Here is a 15,047-nt window from a genome sequence, read left to right as displayed (position 1 = left end):
CCGTCCGCCCACCGGCGGCATCTGCCAAACGGCTCCGCCCGACGGGCGGAGCCGTCGGGGCGGCCCCTGTGGTGACGGGGTTGGGCGGGGCCGCAGTGGCGCCGGCTGTCTACCGCTCGGGGTGCCCGGGATCCGCGCTCCTGATGGACCACCAGTACCGCCGCCGTCCCCCGACGCCGCGGTGGGACAAGTTTGAGAACGGTCGTTCTTGACCGGGCGTTCTCAAACTCGTAGAGTCCTCGGCATGGGAAGACCACGCGCCTTCGACGAGGAACAGGCTGTGCGGGCGGCGGCGGAGTTGTTCGCCGTTCGCGGGTACGAGGGGACCTCGGTGGACGATCTCGTCACCGGGCTCGGGGTGCACCGGGGGAGCCTCTACAAGGTGTTCGGGAGCAAGCGCGGGCTGTACCTCGCCGCGCTGCGCCGGCACCTCGACGAGGAGGTGCTGCCGCTCGCGGCGGCGCTGCGGGAGGCGGACGGGCTCGGTGCGCTGCTGGCGCAGGCGGTGGCCGCGTTCGACGGCGGGCCGGCCGCCGGGTTGCTGCTGTCGGCCGCCGTGGAGCGGGCCGGGAGCGATCCGGAGGTCGGCGCGCTGGTCGGCGAGGGGCTGGCCGCGCTCGACGACGCGGTCGAGCGGGCCGCCGGCACCCCCGCCTCCACTGCCGGGGTGCTCGCCGCGACCGTCCTCGGCCTGCGGCTGCGGGCCCGCGCCGGTCTCGGCGGACCGTCCCCCGACGCGGTGCTGGCCTTCGCCGAACGCGTCGGCTGACCTTCGGCCGGCGCCGATCGGAAACAGATCATCCACCAGTCATCCAATCCACCAGTGGGAGGAAGCAGTTCCATGGCCCGTGTCAGCACCACCGACCAGAACCTCGTCGTCGAGATCGAGGGCCTCGACCGGCTCTGGGCGATCCGCAGCCGCATCGAGATCCCGCTCGCCAACGTCCGGGGCGCGACCGTCGACCCCGGGATCCTCCGCGAGCCCAAGGGGCTCAAGGTCGGCGGCACCCACTTCCCGGGGCTGATCACCGCCGGCACCTTCCGCTCGGGCGGCGAGTGGGTCTTCTGGGACGTCAAGAACCCCGCCAAGGCCGTGGTGATAGAACTCGCCGACGAGCGGTACAGCCGGCTGATCGTGGAGGTCGACGACCCGCGTGCCACCGTCGACCTCGTCGAGCACGCCAAGCGGCCCGCCGCCTGACGGGGCAGTCGATCCGTCTAGGGTGATCGGAACCCTCCACCGCCTCGCCCGTCCGGAGCACCCGTGCTGCACCTGCGTCTGATCGTCCCCGCCGACCTGCGCGACACCGTGCTGACCTGCCTGGACGACTGCGTCGGCGTGACCCATGTGGTCCTGCTGCCCGACGCGGCCGTCCGGCCCACCGGGGACGTGGTGCTCTGCGACGTGGCCCGCGAGTCGGCGGACGAGGTGCTGGCGGGGCTGCGGGCGACGGGCCTGACCGAGCGGGGCGCGATCGACGTCCAGGAGGTCGAGCTGACGCTCTCGGCCGCCGCCGACGAGGCCGAGCGGCTCGCGCCCGGCGAGGGCGCCGACGCGCTGGTGTGGGAGTCGGTCGCCGAGATCACCCACGAGGAGTCCACCCTCACCGGCGTCTACCTGGCCTTCCTCACCGTGGCGACGATGCTGGCCGCCTGCGGCGCGGTGCTGGACAGCGCGATCCTGGTGGTCGGGGCGATGGCGGTGGGGCCGGAGTTCGGGCCGCTCGCCGGGCTGTGCGTGGCGCTGGTGCAGCGGCGCGCGCGCCCCGCGCTGCGCTCGCTGAACGCGCTGGTCGCCGGTTTCGCGGTGGCGATGGCGCTGACCGTGGCGTTCTCGCTGCTGATGGACGGCCTGGGGCTGTTCAGCCACGGGAGGTTCGACGGGGCGCGGCCCAATACCTCGTTCATCTGGCAGCCCGACGCCACCTCGTTCGTGGTGGCCTTCCTCGCGGGCATCGCCGGTCTGCTCTCCCTGACCTCGTCCAAGGCCGGCATGCTGGTCGGCGTGGCGATCTCGGTGACCACGGTGCCCGCCGCCGCCAACGCGGCGGTCGCCCTCGGGTACGGGGACTTCCGGCAGTTCTGGGGCTCCAGCCTCCAGCTGCTGCTGAACATGGCGGGGATCGTGCTGGCCGGGGTGCTCACGCTCCTGGTGCAGCAGGGCGCCTGGCGGCGCATCCGCCGCCAGGCCGCCGCCCGCGGATCCGCCTGAACGGCGGCGCGAGGGCGCGGCCCGCTCAGACCGGCACGCCGTCGCCCTCGGCCGCCGCCCGGGGCCGCGACCCGTCGGCCGCGCCGGCCGGGCCGTCCGGCACCACCAGCGCCGCGCCCTCCCGGGGCGGCGCGGCCACCGCCCGCCACCAGCGCCGCAGCGCGGGCGGCTCGGCCGGCTCGAAGGGCTTGCCGGGACGCGGCACCGCCAGCCGCGCGCCCTGCGCCCGCGCGGCGGCGACCACCCGTTCGGCGGGCTCCTCCCACGGGTGCGGGGCGAGGTTGAAGGTGCACCAGTGGATCGGCAGCAGCACGTCGCCGCTCAGGTCGAGGTGGGCCCGCACGCCCTCCTCGGGCGTCATGTGGACGTCGGGCCAGAAGTCGCTGTAGGCGCCGACCTGCATCATCGTCGCGTCGAACGGGCCGAGCCGGCGGCCGATCTCGGTGAAGCCGGCGAAGTAGCCGGTGTCCCCGCTGTGGAAGACGGTGCGCCCGCCCCCGGCCACCACCCAGGACGCCCACAGGAAGAGCGGGCTGGTGCGCGGACCGCGGCTGCAGTAGTGGCGGGCGGGCGTGGCGGTCAGGGTGAGGCCGGCCACCTCCGCCGACTCCCACCAGTCGAGCTCGACGATCCGCTCGGCCGGCACCCCCCAGTGCTCCAGGTGCGCCCCGACGCCGAGCGGGACGGCGAACGCCGCGCCGGTGCCGATCAGGGCCCGGACGGTGGCCATGTCGAGGTGGTCGTAGTGGTCGTGGGAGACGGCGACCACGTCGACCGGGCCGAGTTCGGCGAGCGGCAGCGGCACCGGGTGGAGGCGCTTGGGACCGGTCCAGGAGAACGGGGAACAGCGCTCGCCCCAGACCGGGTCGAACAGCACCCGTCGGCCGCCGATCTCGGCGAGCACCGTGGCGTGGCCGAGCCAGGTGAGCCGCAGGCCGGAGGCGGGCGGTTCGGCGAGGTCGGCCGGGAGCAGCCGGTGCAGCGGCACGGCGGCGGCGGGCGTGCGCCGGGCCCGGTCGGCCGCCAGCTGGGCGCGGGCGATCTCCAGCGGGCTGCGCGTGGAGACCAGTCGGCGGGTCGGTACGGGGTTGCGGAAGGCGCCGTCGGTGAACTGGGGCGAGCGGCGGATCCGGGCCAGCCGTTCGCCGCGCGGCTCGGCGCCGAAGGCGTCCGTCCGGACCCGGTGCCAGGCCGCCCGGGGCAGTTCGGCCAGGTGGGCGGACGTGCCCAGGGCGGAGGTCGCCGAGGCCGCGGCGGAGGTCGCGGCGGACGTCGCCGCGGAGGCCACGGTCGAGGTCAGGCCGAGGACGCGGGAGTACCACGGGGCGGCTGGGCGGGGCACGGCACCTCCAAGGACGGCAACGGATACCTGGCATGCCGGGGCGCGGACCGTGCCGACCAGAGCGCCGGTTCGGTACGACGACCATCTCGTCGGAGATTACTCGCGGTCGGCTCTCCGGACCCGGCGAGCGGCGGCCGCCCTCCGCCGACCAGGGGCCTTCCCCCGTGGTCAGGCGTAGAAACGGGTGATCGTCTCCGCGACGCAGTGCGGCTTGGCGCTCTCCGCGCTGGTGATGGTGAACCGGACCACCGCCTGCACGCCCCCGGGCACCTCGGTGGCGGAGACCAGCTCGGCCGTCGCCCGGATCGCCGTGCCCACCGGCAGGGGGGCGGGGAAGCGGACCTTCTCCGATCCGTAGTTGAGGGCCATCCGCACGCCCTCGACGCCGTAGCACTCCTTGGCCAGCACCGGGATCATCGACATCGTCAGGTAGCCGTGCGCGATGGTCGAGCCGAACTGGCTCTCCTTCGCCCGCCGCGGGTCGACGTGGATCCACTGGTGGTCGCCGGTCGCCTCGGCGAACAGGTCGATCCGGGCCTGCTCGACGGTGTGCCACTGGCTGGTGCCCAGCTCGGTGCCGACGGCGGCGGTCAGCTCGGCGAGGGATGCGAAGGTCGTCACGGAGGCACTCCTGGGGCAGGCGGGACGGTCGGCGGTGCGGCTGCTGCTGCGAACTCCGCAGAGTATGCCTACTCGTCGGTCACCTGTCAGGGGCTTCCCCGGAACGGCCCGGGAACGGTCGACGGCCCTCGAACCGGCGTTCCCCGGGGCGGCCGGCGGGGTTCACGCGTGCGGTTCCGGAGTGCCGTCCGGGGGTGCGGTTCAGCGAGTACCGCCCGGGCGTGCGGCCCGGGCGCGGGGACCGGGCGCGCGGTTCAGGAGTGCGGGACGGGGCGGCCGGCCGCGGTCAGCCGGCGGCCGCTGATCAGTTCGGGCACCAGCGAGACGAACATCGGGTCCGGATCGCCGACCCAGGGCCGCAGACCCGAGCGCAGGGCGCGGCGGACCAGCTCCGGATCGCGCAGGACGTCCGCCCGGCCGTGCACCAGCACGCTCCAGCCGGTCCGGGTGACCGGGTCCACCTGGTCGGCCTGGAAGGCGACCACGGTGCCGTCCAGCCCGCGCGCGGTCGCACTGCCCCGGCGCACGGCCAGCAGCAGGCGCCCGTCCGGCGCGACCTCGAAGGAGACCGGCAGGACGGCCGGCAGCGCGTGCTCGGTGTACACCACGCGTCCGACGGGCACGGTGCTGAGCAGGCGCAGGCACGTGTCCGCGCCGAGCTCCTCCAGGGGATCGTCACGCTCCATGGGTCCGATGGTCCCGCGTCCCGGCGCGTTCCGACAGGGCCCATGGTCCCTGTACGACAGGGCCTTGCGGCCGTCCCGGGGCACCGGGGGAGGGGCCGGGGAGGGCCGCGGGGAGGGGCCCGGGGAGCCGGCGGGGAGTCGATCGCACGGCGGCCGGACGTGGGATCCGGCCCCGGAACGCAGGCGGAAGGCCCGACCGCGACGGCGCGGGACGGTAGCCTGCCCGGCGGTGGCACCGGGGCGCGCCGGGCGTGCCGGGACCTGAACGGCGCCGCCCGAGAAGGCCGGACGGCGCGGGGCAGGGCCGGAGCGAACGGCGCGGCGCACGGTGCGGTGGATGGCGGAACGGTTCGGCGGCCCCGGAAGACCGGGGCCGGGCAGGAGGGGGCGGTGCGGGTGGTTAGCGGCTTCGATCTGGTGGTCATCGGGGCGGACGGCGGGCCGGACCGCGCCTTCGGCGGGTCCGCGCAGGCCGCCGAGGGCGCCCGCGCACTGGCCGAGGTGCTGCCGGGGATGTGCTTCGACGCCGGCGCGGCCGGCAGCCGGGTCGCGGTCGTCGACCCCGGCGCGGACGCCAACACCATGCTCACCGCCGTCCGGGAGGCCGCCGCCCGTCCGGGCCGCTGGCTGCTGGTCTGCCTGGTGGGCCAGTTGGTGGCCGACCCGCGCGGCCGCCGGCTCGCCCTGGTGACGGCGGGCTCCACCGCCGACAACGCCTACCGGCGCGGGCTGGCCTGGGACTGGGTGGTCAGCGCGATGGTGCACGGCGACCAGGAGGAGGCGCTGCTGCTGGTCGACGCGGTGGTGGACAAGGACACCTGGGCGGCGCTGGAGCGCGGCGGCGGCGAGGACGGCGCGGGCGAACTGCTCAGCTACTCGCGCGTCCCGCTCTGGGGCCGGATCGGCCGGCACGCACCCGGCCGCTACACCCCCGGCCGGCGCGGCCGGGACGCCGTCCTGCCGGGCGGCCCCGGCTCGTTCAGCCAGTCGCTCACCACGGTGCTGCGCCAGGGCGTGCCGGGCGCGCCCGCGGCGGTCGGACCGCACGAACTGCAGCCGGCCGTCGGCGCGCTGCTCGACGGCGGCGCCCCGCACGACGCCGGTGGAGCCGGTGTGCCGTCGAACCAGCCCGACGCGCCGGGTGTGCGCCTGCTCGTACCGCCGGAGGGCGGGCGCCTTCTGATGCGCAATCGGGCGGCGGTTCGGGGGGCATTGGCCGGATTGTCGCTTTCCGAGGAACTGTTGGCCCTTCTGTGGCGGGAAAGTGCTCCGACGGATCCTCCCTCCGCGTAAGGTCAGGGGGCCCCAGGTGTTGCCGTGAAGGCCCGGTTTGGCGAAGAATCGATCCCCGCGGGGGGAACACCGGCGGCACGGCGGAGTTCTTCTGGCGGCCCCGGTCCACACCCGGGGTCGGCTGCGACGAGGTGGGGCGATGCGGCAGCGCGGAATGGTGTTGCGCCCTGGGGCCGTTGGGGCCGGAGGGCTGGTTCTGGCGTTGCTGCTGGGCGGTTGCGCGAGCAGCGGGGCCGATGGTTCCACCGATCGCCTGGGGACGACTGCGCCCACGGTCGCGGGGGTGAGCGCGCTCCCTCCTTCGGGTGGTTCCGCAAACGTCGGGAACGCGCCGACCGACGGCCCTGAAGGGGCCGCCGCCAGATCGGCTCTGAGCACCTATCAGGACTGGTGGCAGGCTCAGATGGAAGCGTTCGGACAAGCCGACTCGGACGGTTCCCGGTTCGACACCTTCGCTTCAGGGAAGGCGCTGACCGAGGCACTGGTGAATCTCCGTCAGTTGCACGAAGCCAAACTTGTGATGACGGGTGAGCCGCGGACTTCCGCGGTGGTGAAGTCCGTCGACCTGAACGCAGATCCGAACACCGCCGTGATCGAGGACTGCCTGGACGTGTCCGGGTGGCACCAGGCGGACGCCGTCACGCTCGCGGTGAAGGATCCGCCCGACCGGCTCAACCGGTACGTGGCGACCGTTTCCCTGCGACTGTTCCAGACGCGCTGGCTGATCAACGAGTTCAAGCGGGAGGTGGGACGCACATGCTGAAACCGGTACGGCGATTGGTGATCGGCACGCCGTTGTTCGCCGGATTACTCCTGGCGCCGGCGGGTCCTGCGGCGGCTGATCCCACCCCCGCGGACACGGGGGGCGCCACGCACTGCGAGAACACCGTCATCTGCACGGGCGGCGGCCACGCCGGCAGCACACCGCCTCCTTCGGGCGGTGGCGGCGGAGGGGGAGGAGGCGGCACCTCGGGGCCGCAGCTCTGCAGCTGGAACGGTCAGGTCTTCGCCTGCACCGACCCCGAGCTGGGCTGGTTCAGTGCCACCGACGGCTGCTACTACCGGGTCATCAACCCGCAGCCCGAGGCGGGGGATACGCGCTGGGAGGGCCACGACCCCAAGGACGGGGCGGTCTACAACGTGACCTGCCGCTTCTCCGACGGCTCGATCGGCCGGCCCGAGCCGAGGTTCCTCGCCCAGGCACCCGTGCCCGCGCCGCCGGACCCGGGCGCCATGGCTGCCGCCTACGTCAAGGACCGGCTGGAGTTCAAGCCCCCCGTGCTCGGGGTCGCCCCCAAGAAGGACCCGGTGGTGGGCGGCAACGTCTGGCTCTGGCTGGCGGACCCGAAGAAGCCGGCCACGGAACCGCTGCACGCCGGCAGCCTCACGGTGACGGTCACCCCCCGGGTGGCCTCGGTGAAGTGGGACCTCGGCGACGGGACCAGCGTGACCTGCAAGGGCGCCGCCGCGGTCGGCACCCCGTACGACGTCAAGTACGGCGCCGGCCCGTCGCCCACCTGCGGCCACGTCTTCAAGACCGGCTCGGGCACCAAGAAGAACGGCCTGTTCACCGGCGACGTCGAGGTCGTGTGGATGAACGACGTGACGGTGTCCGACGGCACGAAGGTCAACCCGATCGAGATCCGGGTCTACGTGCGGAACGTCAGCTACCGGGTCGCCGAGGTCCAGGTCCTCAACTAGCCCGCCGGACACGGCGGCACGCACAGCACATCCCGACGAACGATCCGAGGAAGGCCGAAGCCCGGTGGAGAACCGTACAGTTGCCACGCCCGGCCCCGGCGCGTCCGCCACGGCGACCGCGGCCACCGCCGCGACCGCCCCGGCGGCCGTGCCGGAGCAGCGGCGCGGGGTTCCGCGCGCGCCCGGGCGGACGCTCGGCGCGCGGCGCCGGCGCCCCGCCGTGCTGGCGATGGCGGTGGCGCTGATAGCCGCCGGCGGGCTCGGCGGCGCGGTGCTGTACAACAGCACCGGTCAGCGGGTCGCGGTGCTGGCGCTCGCCCGGGACGTGCCGTGGGGGCAGGTGCTGAGCGAGTCCGACCTGGTGGTCGTCCGGATCGCGAGCGACCCGGCGCTCAAGCCGCTGGACGCCGCCGACCGGACCAAGGCGATCGGGATGCGGGCCACCACCGACCTCCACCGGGGCGGGCTGCTCACCAAGTCCGACCTCGCGCAGTCGCTCGTCCTCAACCCCGGGCAGCTGCTGGTCGGCGTCTCGGCCCGGCGCACCCAGCTGCCGGCCACCCGGCTCCAGTCGGGCCAGCCGGTGATCATCGTCTACACCCCGGACGGCTCGCGGGCCGAGACGCTGGCCGCCACCGTCTACACCGTGGGCCGGGTGGACACCGACGGCAGCCAGGTCTTCGACGCCGTGGTCGACCAGGCGGACGCCGGCAAGCTCGCCGCGTGGGTGGCCACCGGGCGGATCCAGGTCGTGGTGGCGCCGCGTGCGGCGGCCGGTGCGCCCGCTCCCGCGGCGGGCGCTCCCACCGCGGGGGCACCGGCCACGGGCGCACCGGCCACCGGGGCCGCGGCCTCCGGCACTCCGGCCGCCGCTGCCCCCGCCTCCGGTGCCCCGGCCTCCGGGGTCCCCGCCGCCGGCCGTCCCGCGACGCCGGCGGCCGGTGCCCCGACCGGGGCGGGTGGGAACTGACATGGCCGTCATCGCGGTGGTCGGCGCTCCGGGGGCACCCGGCGCGACCACGACGGCGCTGGCGCTGCTGCTGGCCTGGCCGCTGCAGCCCGGCCGCCGCATCCTGCTCGTCGAGTGCGACCCGGACGGCGGCGCCGTCCTGGCCGGCGCCCTGGAGGGCCGGGTCGAGGCGGTCTACGGGCTGCGCAACCTCGCGGTGGCCGACCGGCGCGGGCTGCTCGCCCAGGGCCTCTGGGAGCAGCTGATCGACATCTCGCCGGACGGCAACGCCGAGCGCCTGCTGCTGCCCGGCCTCACCGACCCGGTCCAGGCCCCCGGCCTCGCCTACACCTGGGAGCCGCTGGTGGAGGTGTTGCGCGGGCTGGAGCCGCAGGGCTACGACGTGATCCTCGACCTCGGCCGTTCCGGCGCGACCGGCACCAGCGCGGTGCTGGCCCGCCGGGCGGACGTGGTCGCCGCCACGGTGCGCACCACTCTGCGCGGGCTGAGCGCCGTCCGGCCCCGGCTGGCCGCGCTGGCCGAGGACCTCGCCACGGCGGGCACCGGCTCGGACGCGCTGGGCCTGCTGCTGATCACCGAGGGGCCGTACTCGGGGGCCGAGGTGTCCCGGGAGCTCGGGCTGCCGGTGCTCGGGACGCTGCCGCACGCGCAGCGCACGGCCCGGGTGCTGTCGGACGGCGGGGACGTCACCGACCGGCGGTTCATCCGCTCGGAGCTGATGCGGACGGCGCGTTCGGCGGCGGACGAGATCCAGTTGACGGTCCGTCGGCGGCGGCAGCGGCTCGCGCCCGCCCAGGCGCAGCCCGCGCAGCTCACGGCGACGCCGCCGGCCCCGGCGCCGGGACCGGCCGCCCCGGCCGCCGGGTACGACTACACCCACCCGGGGCCGGTCGGGCCGGTCGGGCCGACACAGCCCGCGCCGCCGTCCGGGCCGTCGTACCAGCAACAGCCCCAGCAGCAGCCGCAGCAACAGCAGTCCCACCCACAGCCCCAGCAGCAGCCGTACGGCCCGGTGCCGCCGGTGATCACCACCGGTCCGGTGGCGCCGCTCGCCGGGCTGGCGCCGCAGCCGGCCGCCCCCGCGCCGTTCCCCGGGCACGGCGCGCCGCCGCACCCGGGCGCGGACGCCGCCGCCCAGCGGTACCCGAACGCCCAGTCGTACCCGAACGCCCAGTCGTACCCGGGCCCGCAGCCGTACCCGGGACAGCCCCACCCGAACGCGCAGCCGTACCCGAACGCCCAGCCCCACCACCACGAGCCCGTCGACGGGGAGGTGCTCCGTGCGCGGTAGTCCGCTGCACCAGCAGCCCGCCACCGACCCTGCGGCGCTGCCCTGGACGACGCCGTTGCCCGGCCCGGTCCACCCGCTGACACCCGGCCGGGTCGCCCCGTCCGGCCCGCCACCGGCACAGCCGCAGCCGCAGGCACAACCGCAGCCGCAGTCACAACCGCGACCGCAGGCCGCCGCGGCCCACGTGCACGCCCAGGCACAGCCCCAGGGCCCCACCGCCGTCCCCTCCCAGCTGCCCTCGCTCGACCTGCGCGGCGCCGGCACCCGCGCGGCCGTCGATCCGCAGGTCGCGCGTGAGATCAAGCGCCAGGTCGCCGCCGAACTGCACCAGCAGATCTCCCGGCTGACCGCCGGTTCCGGCACCGAGCCCGACCGCGCCACCCGCCGCCAGCGCGGTCGCGCGCTGATCGAGGAGGCCGTCGCCCGCTGGTCCGACGCCTACGCGCAGACCCACGGCATCCCGCCGACCCGGGACCAGGACCGCGCGCTCGCCGAGGCCGTCTTCGACCTGCTGTTCCGGGCCGGCCGGCTCCAGCCCTACCTCGACGACCCGGAGATCGAGAACATCCTGATCAACGGCTGCGACGACGTCTGGGTCTCCCGGGTCCACCAGCCGCTGCGCCAGGTCCCGCCGGTCGCCGACAGCGACGCCGAACTCGTCGAGCTGCTCCAGGACCTCGCCCGCCAGCACGGCGGCGGCGAGCGCACCCTGTCCACCGCCAGCCCGACCCTCGCCCTGCGCCTGGAGGGCGGCATGCGCCTCCAGGCGCTCACCGAGGTCACCCCCCGCCCGTACGTGGCGATCCGCCGCCACCGGGTGGCCTCGGCGACGCTGCCCGAGATGGTCCGGCTCGGCACCCTGGACACCACCCTCGCCGAGTTCCTGGCCTCGGCCATCCGGGCCCGCAAGAACGTGATGATCACCGGTACCCAGGGCGTCGGCAAGACCAGCCTGCTGCGGGCGATGGCCGCCGAGATCCCGCCGGACGAGCGGATCGGCACCCTGGAGTCGGAGTTCGAGCTCTGGCTGCACACCCTCGGCCACCTGCGCCAGGTCGTCCCGATGGAGGCCCGCGAGGGCAACGGCGAACGGGTGGACGGGCGTTCGGCGGGCGAACTGACCATCGGCGACCTCATCCCGGCCGCGCTGCGGATGACGCTCTCGCGGATCATCGTCGGCGAGGTCCGCTCCGGCGAGGTCGTCCCCATGCTGCGCGTCATGACCAACGGCGAGGGCGGCTCGATGTGCACCCTGCACGCACGCGGCCCGCACATGGTCGTCGACCGCATCGCGGAACTCTGCCTGGAGTACGGCTCGCACATGACCGACGCGCTCGCCTACCGGCTCACCGCCAACGCGGTCGACCTCATCGTGCACGTGGCGATGGTCGACGAGACGGCCGTCGGCGGGCGCCGGCACCGCTTCGTCTCGCACGTCCTGGAGGTCGCCGGCCTCGGCGAGAGCGGCCGGCCGGCGCTGAACACCGTGTTCGGGCCGCGCCCCGACCTCGGCGAGCCGCGCGCCGTCCCGCACACCCCGCCGCAGTGCCTGGACGACCTGCGCCGGGCCGGCTTCGACGCCGCGCTGCTCGGCTCCCGGTACGGCGCCTGGGCCGCCCCGCTGCACCTGCGGATCGGCGGTGGGGCCCGATGATGCCGCTCTTCGTGCTCTGCGGACTGGCCCTCGCGGCCGGCCTGGTCGCCCTGGTGCTCTGGGCGCGCGGCAGCGAGCCGGCCGAGGAGGGGTCGGGGGAGGCGGCGGAGCTCAACCCGCTGGCCTCCCGGCTGCACGTGTTCTGGTACGGCGCGCCCGGCACCGCCTCGCACCGGGTCGCCCGGATCCGCCGCATCCAGCTGCCGATCGCGCTGATCGGGGCGCCGCTCGGCTGGCTGTTCACCGGCATCCCGCTGAGCGTGCTGCTGGTGCCGCTGGCGGTGTTCGGGCTGCCCTGGCTGTTCGACGCCACCCGCTCGGACACCGACCGGATCGAGCGGCTGGAGGCACTCTCCGAGTGGACCCAGCGGATCGCCGACGTGCTGCTGCTCGGCGTCGGCCTCAACCAGGCGATCGTCACCAGCCGGCGCACCGCGCCCGCCGCGATCGAGGCCGAGGTCGGCGAGCTGGCCGCCCGGCTGCAGGCCCGCTGGCGCCCGGAGGAGGCGCTGCGCCTGTTCGCCGACTCCATGGCCGACGCCACCGCCGACAAGGTGCTCGCCGCGCTGCTGCTGCGGGCCGGGGACAGCGGGCCGGGCCTGGCCCGGGCGCTGGCCGACATGGCCGAGTCGGTGCGCGAGGAGGTCCGCCAGCGGCGCACCATCGAGGCCGACCGGGCCAAGCACCGCACCACCATCCGCTGGCTGGTCGGCATCATCCTGCTGGTCGTGGTGGTGGGCTCGTTCAACACCGAGTACACCCGCCCGTACAGCACCGTGCTCGGGCAGGTCGTGCTCGGCATCGTCTGCGCGCTGTTCGTCGGGGTGATCGCCTGGATGCGGGCGCTGGCCTCGTACCCGCCGGTGCCGAGGCTGCTGGAGGCGGACCGGCGCAGCCGGACCGGCCGGCGGCTGCTGCGCCGACGCGCCGAGGGCGGCACGGCCGCCGAGCCGGGCGCGGACGGCGCGGGCGACGGGTCCGAGCCCGGCGCGGTGGCCGGGGCCGACGGCGGCGTGCGACTGTTCGGGGAGGCGCGATGATCTCCCCGTGGTCCGTGCTGGCCGGCGCCGTGGCGGCAGGCGGCGTCGCCATGCTGATCGCCGAACTCCGGCCCGCGCCGCCCGACCTGGGCCAGGCGCTGGACCGGCTGCACCGCACCCCGGCCGAGCGCCCGATCGACCCGGACGAGCGGCCGCGCTGGTTCGACCGGATCGGCGAGCGCTCGATCGGCCTGCGCGGGGTGCGCGTCCCCGAGCGGGAACTCGCCCTGATCGGCCGCACCCCGGCCCGGTTCATGGCGCACAAGCTGCTGTTCGCCCTGCTCGGGCTGGTGCTGCCGCCGTACCTGGTGGTGGCGGCCCTGCTGATGGACCTGAGCCTGCCGTTCGCGCTGCCGCTGCTGGTCGGGCCGCTGCTGGCCGCGATGCTCTGGTTCGTCCCGGACGCGATCGTGCGCGGCGAGGCCAAGGAGGCGCGGGTCGAGTACCTGCACGGCATCGCCGCCTACCTGGAACTGGTCGCGATGGAACGGGCCGCCGACCTCGGCCCGGCCGAGGCGCTGCGCAGGGCCGCCGCGGTCGGGCGGGGCGCGGTGTTCCGCCGGATCCGCGACGCGCTGGACCGGGCCGCCACCGACCGGCTGCCGCCGTGGGCCGGGCTGGACGCGCTGGCCGTGGAACTGGGCCTCACCCCGCTCCAGGACCTGGCCGACATCATGCGGATCTCGGGCACCGACGGGGCCGCCGTCTACGACACGCTGCGGGCCAGGGCCAAGGGCCTGCGCGGCGAGCTGATGGCCGAGGACCTCGCCAGGGCCAACGCCGACAGCGAGCGGATGGTCGCGCCGGGCTCCGCCCTGACGCTGCTGATGACTCTTCTGATCATCTTCCCCGCGCTCTACAAGATGCTCAACTGAACCGTCCCGTCGCGGAGGTCAGCGCCTCCGTCATCACACCTCACCGTTGGGAGAACCCGATGAACCATCAGCTCAAGTCACTGGTCGGACGATTGGCGGGCACCATGCTGCTGCCGTTCCAGTTCGCCCTGATGCTGTTCCACTTCCGGATGGGCCGCGCCAAGGCCGCCCGGGCGCGCGGTGACAAGGGTGCGATCAGCATCGAGCTCGCGCTGGCCGTCATCGCCCTGGTGTTCATCGCAGGTCTGGTGACGGTCGCGCTGGTCAACCTGAAGGACAACGTCGTCAAGAAGGTCGAGGAGAACCCGAACTACCCGCACGGCGGTGCGGCCACCTGATGATCCTCCGTCGTCGCCTCCGCCGTTCCGACCGAGGGTCGATGAGCCTGAGCCTGGCCATCGTCTTCCCGGTCGTCCTGATCCTGGTCCTGACGGTCGCCCAGACCGGGCTGTGGTGGTACCACCGCCAGCTCGCGCTGAGCGCTGCCCGCGAGGGCGTGGACGCCGGGCGGATCCAGGGGAACCGGACCGACGAGCAGAAGAACGAGGCCGCGCGCCGGCAGGCCGGGGACTTCCTCGACCGTCAGGGGGATACGGACCACCGCGTCGTCACGGACGGCAGTTCGCCGGTGCTGATCCGGGTCACCGTGGAGGTGAAGGCGCCGGTGATCGTGCCGTTCATCACGCCTCCGACCGTCACCCAGTTCGCCGAGGCGCCGCGCGAGCGCTTCGTCCCGCCGACGGAGGCGCGGCCGTGAGCGCCCGGGTGCGGAACCGGGCCGCGCGCTCGGCAGGATGGTCGGACGGGTGGCCGGCCGGGTGGGTGCGGCGGTTCACCGTCCGCCGTCCCACCCGGTCGGCGCGCCGGAGCGACGGCGGCAGCACCGCCGTCGAGGCGGCGATCATCGCGCCCGCCGTGGTCGCGCTGATCCTGGTCGCGGTCGCGGCCGGCCGGGTGCAGACCGCCGGCGGCACGGTGGAGGCGGCGGCCCGGTCCGCCGCCCGGACGGCGTCGCTGGCGCGCAGCGTCGACGGGATGGACGGCGCGGCGAAGGCCGCCGCCGAGCACGCGATGGAGCAGCAGGGCGTGCACTGCCGGACCAGCAAGGTGGAGGTCCGGCACGGCGAACTGGTCAGCCACGGGGCGACCTTGGCGACGGTCGAGGTGACGGTGCGGTGCGAGGTCGGGCTGGGCGATCTGATCGGCGGGCCGGACGTGCCGCTGACGAAGACGCTCACCGGCTGGTTCGTCTCGGTGGTCGACCGGTACCGGGGCCAGTGAGGCGTGGACGGGGTGGAGATGTGTCAGGTCGTGGGTCGGGTGGTGACGGGATCGTGAGCACGAGCGGGCCGGACGGGGATT

General features: G+C 75.1%; 17 protein-coding genes. 14 read left to right on the top strand and 3 right to left on the bottom strand.

Annotated features, from left to right (window positions below):
* Window positions 1-244 precede the first annotated feature (244 nt).
* The 3 genes from ACFVUH_RS00755 (at window position 245) to ACFVUH_RS00745 (ending at window position 2,212) form a co-directional block, all read left to right on the top strand.
* The gene (locus ACFVUH_RS00755) at window positions 245-769 is read left to right on the top strand and encodes a TetR/AcrR family transcriptional regulator (RefSeq protein ID WP_355365979.1); all 525 of its coding nucleotides are present in this window, start codon (window positions 245-247) and stop codon (window positions 767-769) included.
* Window positions 770-841: 72 nt separating this feature from the next.
* Window positions 842-1,201 (top strand): hypothetical protein, encoded by a 360-nt coding sequence (locus tag ACFVUH_RS00750; RefSeq protein WP_355365982.1) that lies wholly within the window; start codon window positions 842-844, stop codon window positions 1,199-1,201.
* Window positions 1,202-1,264: 63 nt separating this feature from the next.
* A complete protein-coding gene (locus ACFVUH_RS00745) occupies window positions 1,265-2,212 on the top strand; it encodes a DUF389 domain-containing protein (protein WP_355365985.1) in 948 nt (315 codons plus the stop codon).
* A 25-nt stretch (window positions 2,213-2,237) separates the two neighbouring features.
* Here the strand turns inward: ACFVUH_RS00745 and ACFVUH_RS00740 are convergent, their stop codons facing one another.
* The 3 genes from ACFVUH_RS00740 to ACFVUH_RS00730 all read right to left on the bottom strand — a co-directional run bounded on the left by ACFVUH_RS00740 (window position 2,238) and on the right by ACFVUH_RS00730 (window position 4,861).
* Entirely contained in the window at window positions 2,238-3,425 is a 1,188-nt protein-coding gene (locus tag ACFVUH_RS00740) for an MBL fold metallo-hydrolase (protein ID WP_387910746.1), read from the bottom strand.
* A 297-nt stretch (window positions 3,426-3,722) separates the two neighbouring features.
* Window positions 3,723-4,175 carry a MaoC family dehydratase gene (locus ACFVUH_RS00735; protein WP_355365988.1) on the bottom strand — a complete coding sequence of 151 codons (453 nt, stop codon included), beginning with the start codon at window positions 4,173-4,175 and terminating at the stop codon, window positions 3,723-3,725.
* Window positions 4,176-4,429: 254 nt separating this feature from the next.
* Window positions 4,430-4,861 (bottom strand): pyridoxamine 5'-phosphate oxidase family protein, encoded by a 432-nt coding sequence (locus ACFVUH_RS00730; RefSeq protein WP_355365991.1) that lies wholly within the window; start codon window positions 4,859-4,861, stop codon window positions 4,430-4,432.
* A gap of 390 nt (window positions 4,862-5,251) precedes the next feature.
* Between ACFVUH_RS00730 and ACFVUH_RS00725 the strand changes: the two genes are divergently transcribed.
* From ACFVUH_RS00725 to ACFVUH_RS00675, 11 genes are all read left to right on the top strand, one after another.
* Window positions 5,252-6,154 carry a hypothetical protein gene (locus tag ACFVUH_RS00725; protein WP_355365994.1) on the top strand — a complete coding sequence of 301 codons (903 nt, stop codon included), beginning with the start codon at window positions 5,252-5,254 and terminating at the stop codon, window positions 6,152-6,154.
* A gap of 283 nt (window positions 6,155-6,437) precedes the next feature.
* Complete coding sequence (locus ACFVUH_RS00720) at window positions 6,438-6,917, top strand: hypothetical protein (RefSeq protein ID WP_387910227.1); 480 nt, start codon at window positions 6,438-6,440, stop codon at window positions 6,915-6,917.
* Complete coding sequence (locus ACFVUH_RS00715) at window positions 6,911-7,855, top strand: hypothetical protein (protein WP_387910225.1); 945 nt, start codon at window positions 6,911-6,913, stop codon at window positions 7,853-7,855. The genes ACFVUH_RS00720 and ACFVUH_RS00715 overlap by 7 nt, the downstream gene beginning before the upstream one ends.
* A 64-nt stretch (window positions 7,856-7,919) precedes the next feature.
* Complete coding sequence (locus ACFVUH_RS00710; RefSeq protein WP_387910224.1) at window positions 7,920-8,825, top strand: SAF domain-containing protein; 906 nt, start codon at window positions 7,920-7,922, stop codon at window positions 8,823-8,825.
* Window position 8,826: 1 nt separating this feature from the next.
* Entirely contained in the window at window positions 8,827-10,116 is a 1,290-nt protein-coding gene (locus ACFVUH_RS00705) for a hypothetical protein (protein WP_387910223.1), read from the top strand.
* A complete protein-coding gene (locus tag ACFVUH_RS00700; protein WP_387910222.1) occupies window positions 10,106-11,770 on the top strand; it encodes a CpaF family protein in 1,665 nt (554 codons plus the stop codon). Before ACFVUH_RS00705 ends, ACFVUH_RS00700 begins: the two co-directional genes overlap by 11 nt.
* The gene (locus ACFVUH_RS00695; RefSeq protein ID WP_387910221.1) at window positions 11,767-12,810 is read left to right on the top strand and encodes a type II secretion system F family protein; all 1,044 of its coding nucleotides are present in this window, start codon (window positions 11,767-11,769) and stop codon (window positions 12,808-12,810) included. The genes ACFVUH_RS00700 and ACFVUH_RS00695 overlap by 4 nt, the downstream gene beginning before the upstream one ends.
* Window positions 12,807-13,685: a hypothetical protein gene (locus ACFVUH_RS00690; protein WP_387910219.1), complete on the top strand. Its 879-nt coding sequence runs from the start codon at window positions 12,807-12,809 to the stop codon at window positions 13,683-13,685. Before ACFVUH_RS00695 ends, ACFVUH_RS00690 begins: the two co-directional genes overlap by 4 nt.
* Before the next feature lie 59 nt (window positions 13,686-13,744).
* Entirely contained in the window at window positions 13,745-14,023 is a 279-nt protein-coding gene (locus tag ACFVUH_RS00685; RefSeq protein WP_387910217.1) for a hypothetical protein, read from the top strand.
* A gap of 41 nt (window positions 14,024-14,064) precedes the next feature.
* Window positions 14,065-14,442 (top strand): TadE/TadG family type IV pilus assembly protein, encoded by a 378-nt coding sequence (locus ACFVUH_RS00680; protein WP_387910215.1) that lies wholly within the window; start codon window positions 14,065-14,067, stop codon window positions 14,440-14,442.
* Window positions 14,439-14,966, top strand: a complete 528-nt coding sequence (locus ACFVUH_RS00675; RefSeq protein WP_387910213.1) for a TadE/TadG family type IV pilus assembly protein — start codon at window positions 14,439-14,441, stop codon at window positions 14,964-14,966. The genes ACFVUH_RS00680 and ACFVUH_RS00675 overlap by 4 nt, the downstream gene beginning before the upstream one ends.
* Window positions 14,967-15,047: the final 81 nt, after the last annotated feature.

It is taken from the genome of Kitasatospora sp. NPDC058032 (assembly GCF_042885845.1).
Classification (GTDB): domain Bacteria; phylum Actinomycetota; class Actinomycetes; order Streptomycetales; family Streptomycetaceae; genus Kitasatospora.
Note: the sequence above shows the minus strand (reverse complement) of the source record. Positions and strands in the feature narration are given on the sequence as shown.

Coding starts and splice junctions, on each gene's coding strand:
- ACFVUH_RS00705 (WP_387910223.1), top strand. CDS start 8,827: ATGGCCGTCATCGCGGTGGTCGGCGCTCCGGGGGCACCCGGCGCGACC.
- ACFVUH_RS00680 (WP_387910215.1), top strand. CDS start 14,065: ATGAGCCTGAGCCTGGCCATCGTCTTCCCGGTCGTCCTGATCCTGGTC.
- ACFVUH_RS00695 (WP_387910221.1), top strand. CDS start 11,767: ATGATGCCGCTCTTCGTGCTCTGCGGACTGGCCCTCGCGGCCGGCCTG.
- ACFVUH_RS00750 (WP_355365982.1), top strand. CDS start 842: ATGGCCCGTGTCAGCACCACCGACCAGAACCTCGTCGTCGAGATCGAG.
- ACFVUH_RS00690 (WP_387910219.1), top strand. CDS start 12,807: ATGATCTCCCCGTGGTCCGTGCTGGCCGGCGCCGTGGCGGCAGGCGGC.
- ACFVUH_RS00755 (WP_355365979.1), top strand. CDS start 245: ATGGGAAGACCACGCGCCTTCGACGAGGAACAGGCTGTGCGGGCGGCG.
- ACFVUH_RS00685 (WP_387910217.1), top strand. CDS start 13,745: ATGAACCATCAGCTCAAGTCACTGGTCGGACGATTGGCGGGCACCATG.
- ACFVUH_RS00715 (WP_387910225.1), top strand. CDS start 6,911: ATGCTGAAACCGGTACGGCGATTGGTGATCGGCACGCCGTTGTTCGCC.
- ACFVUH_RS00730 (WP_355365991.1), bottom strand. CDS start 4,861: ATGGAGCGTGACGATCCCCTGGAGGAGCTCGGCGCGGACACGTGCCTG.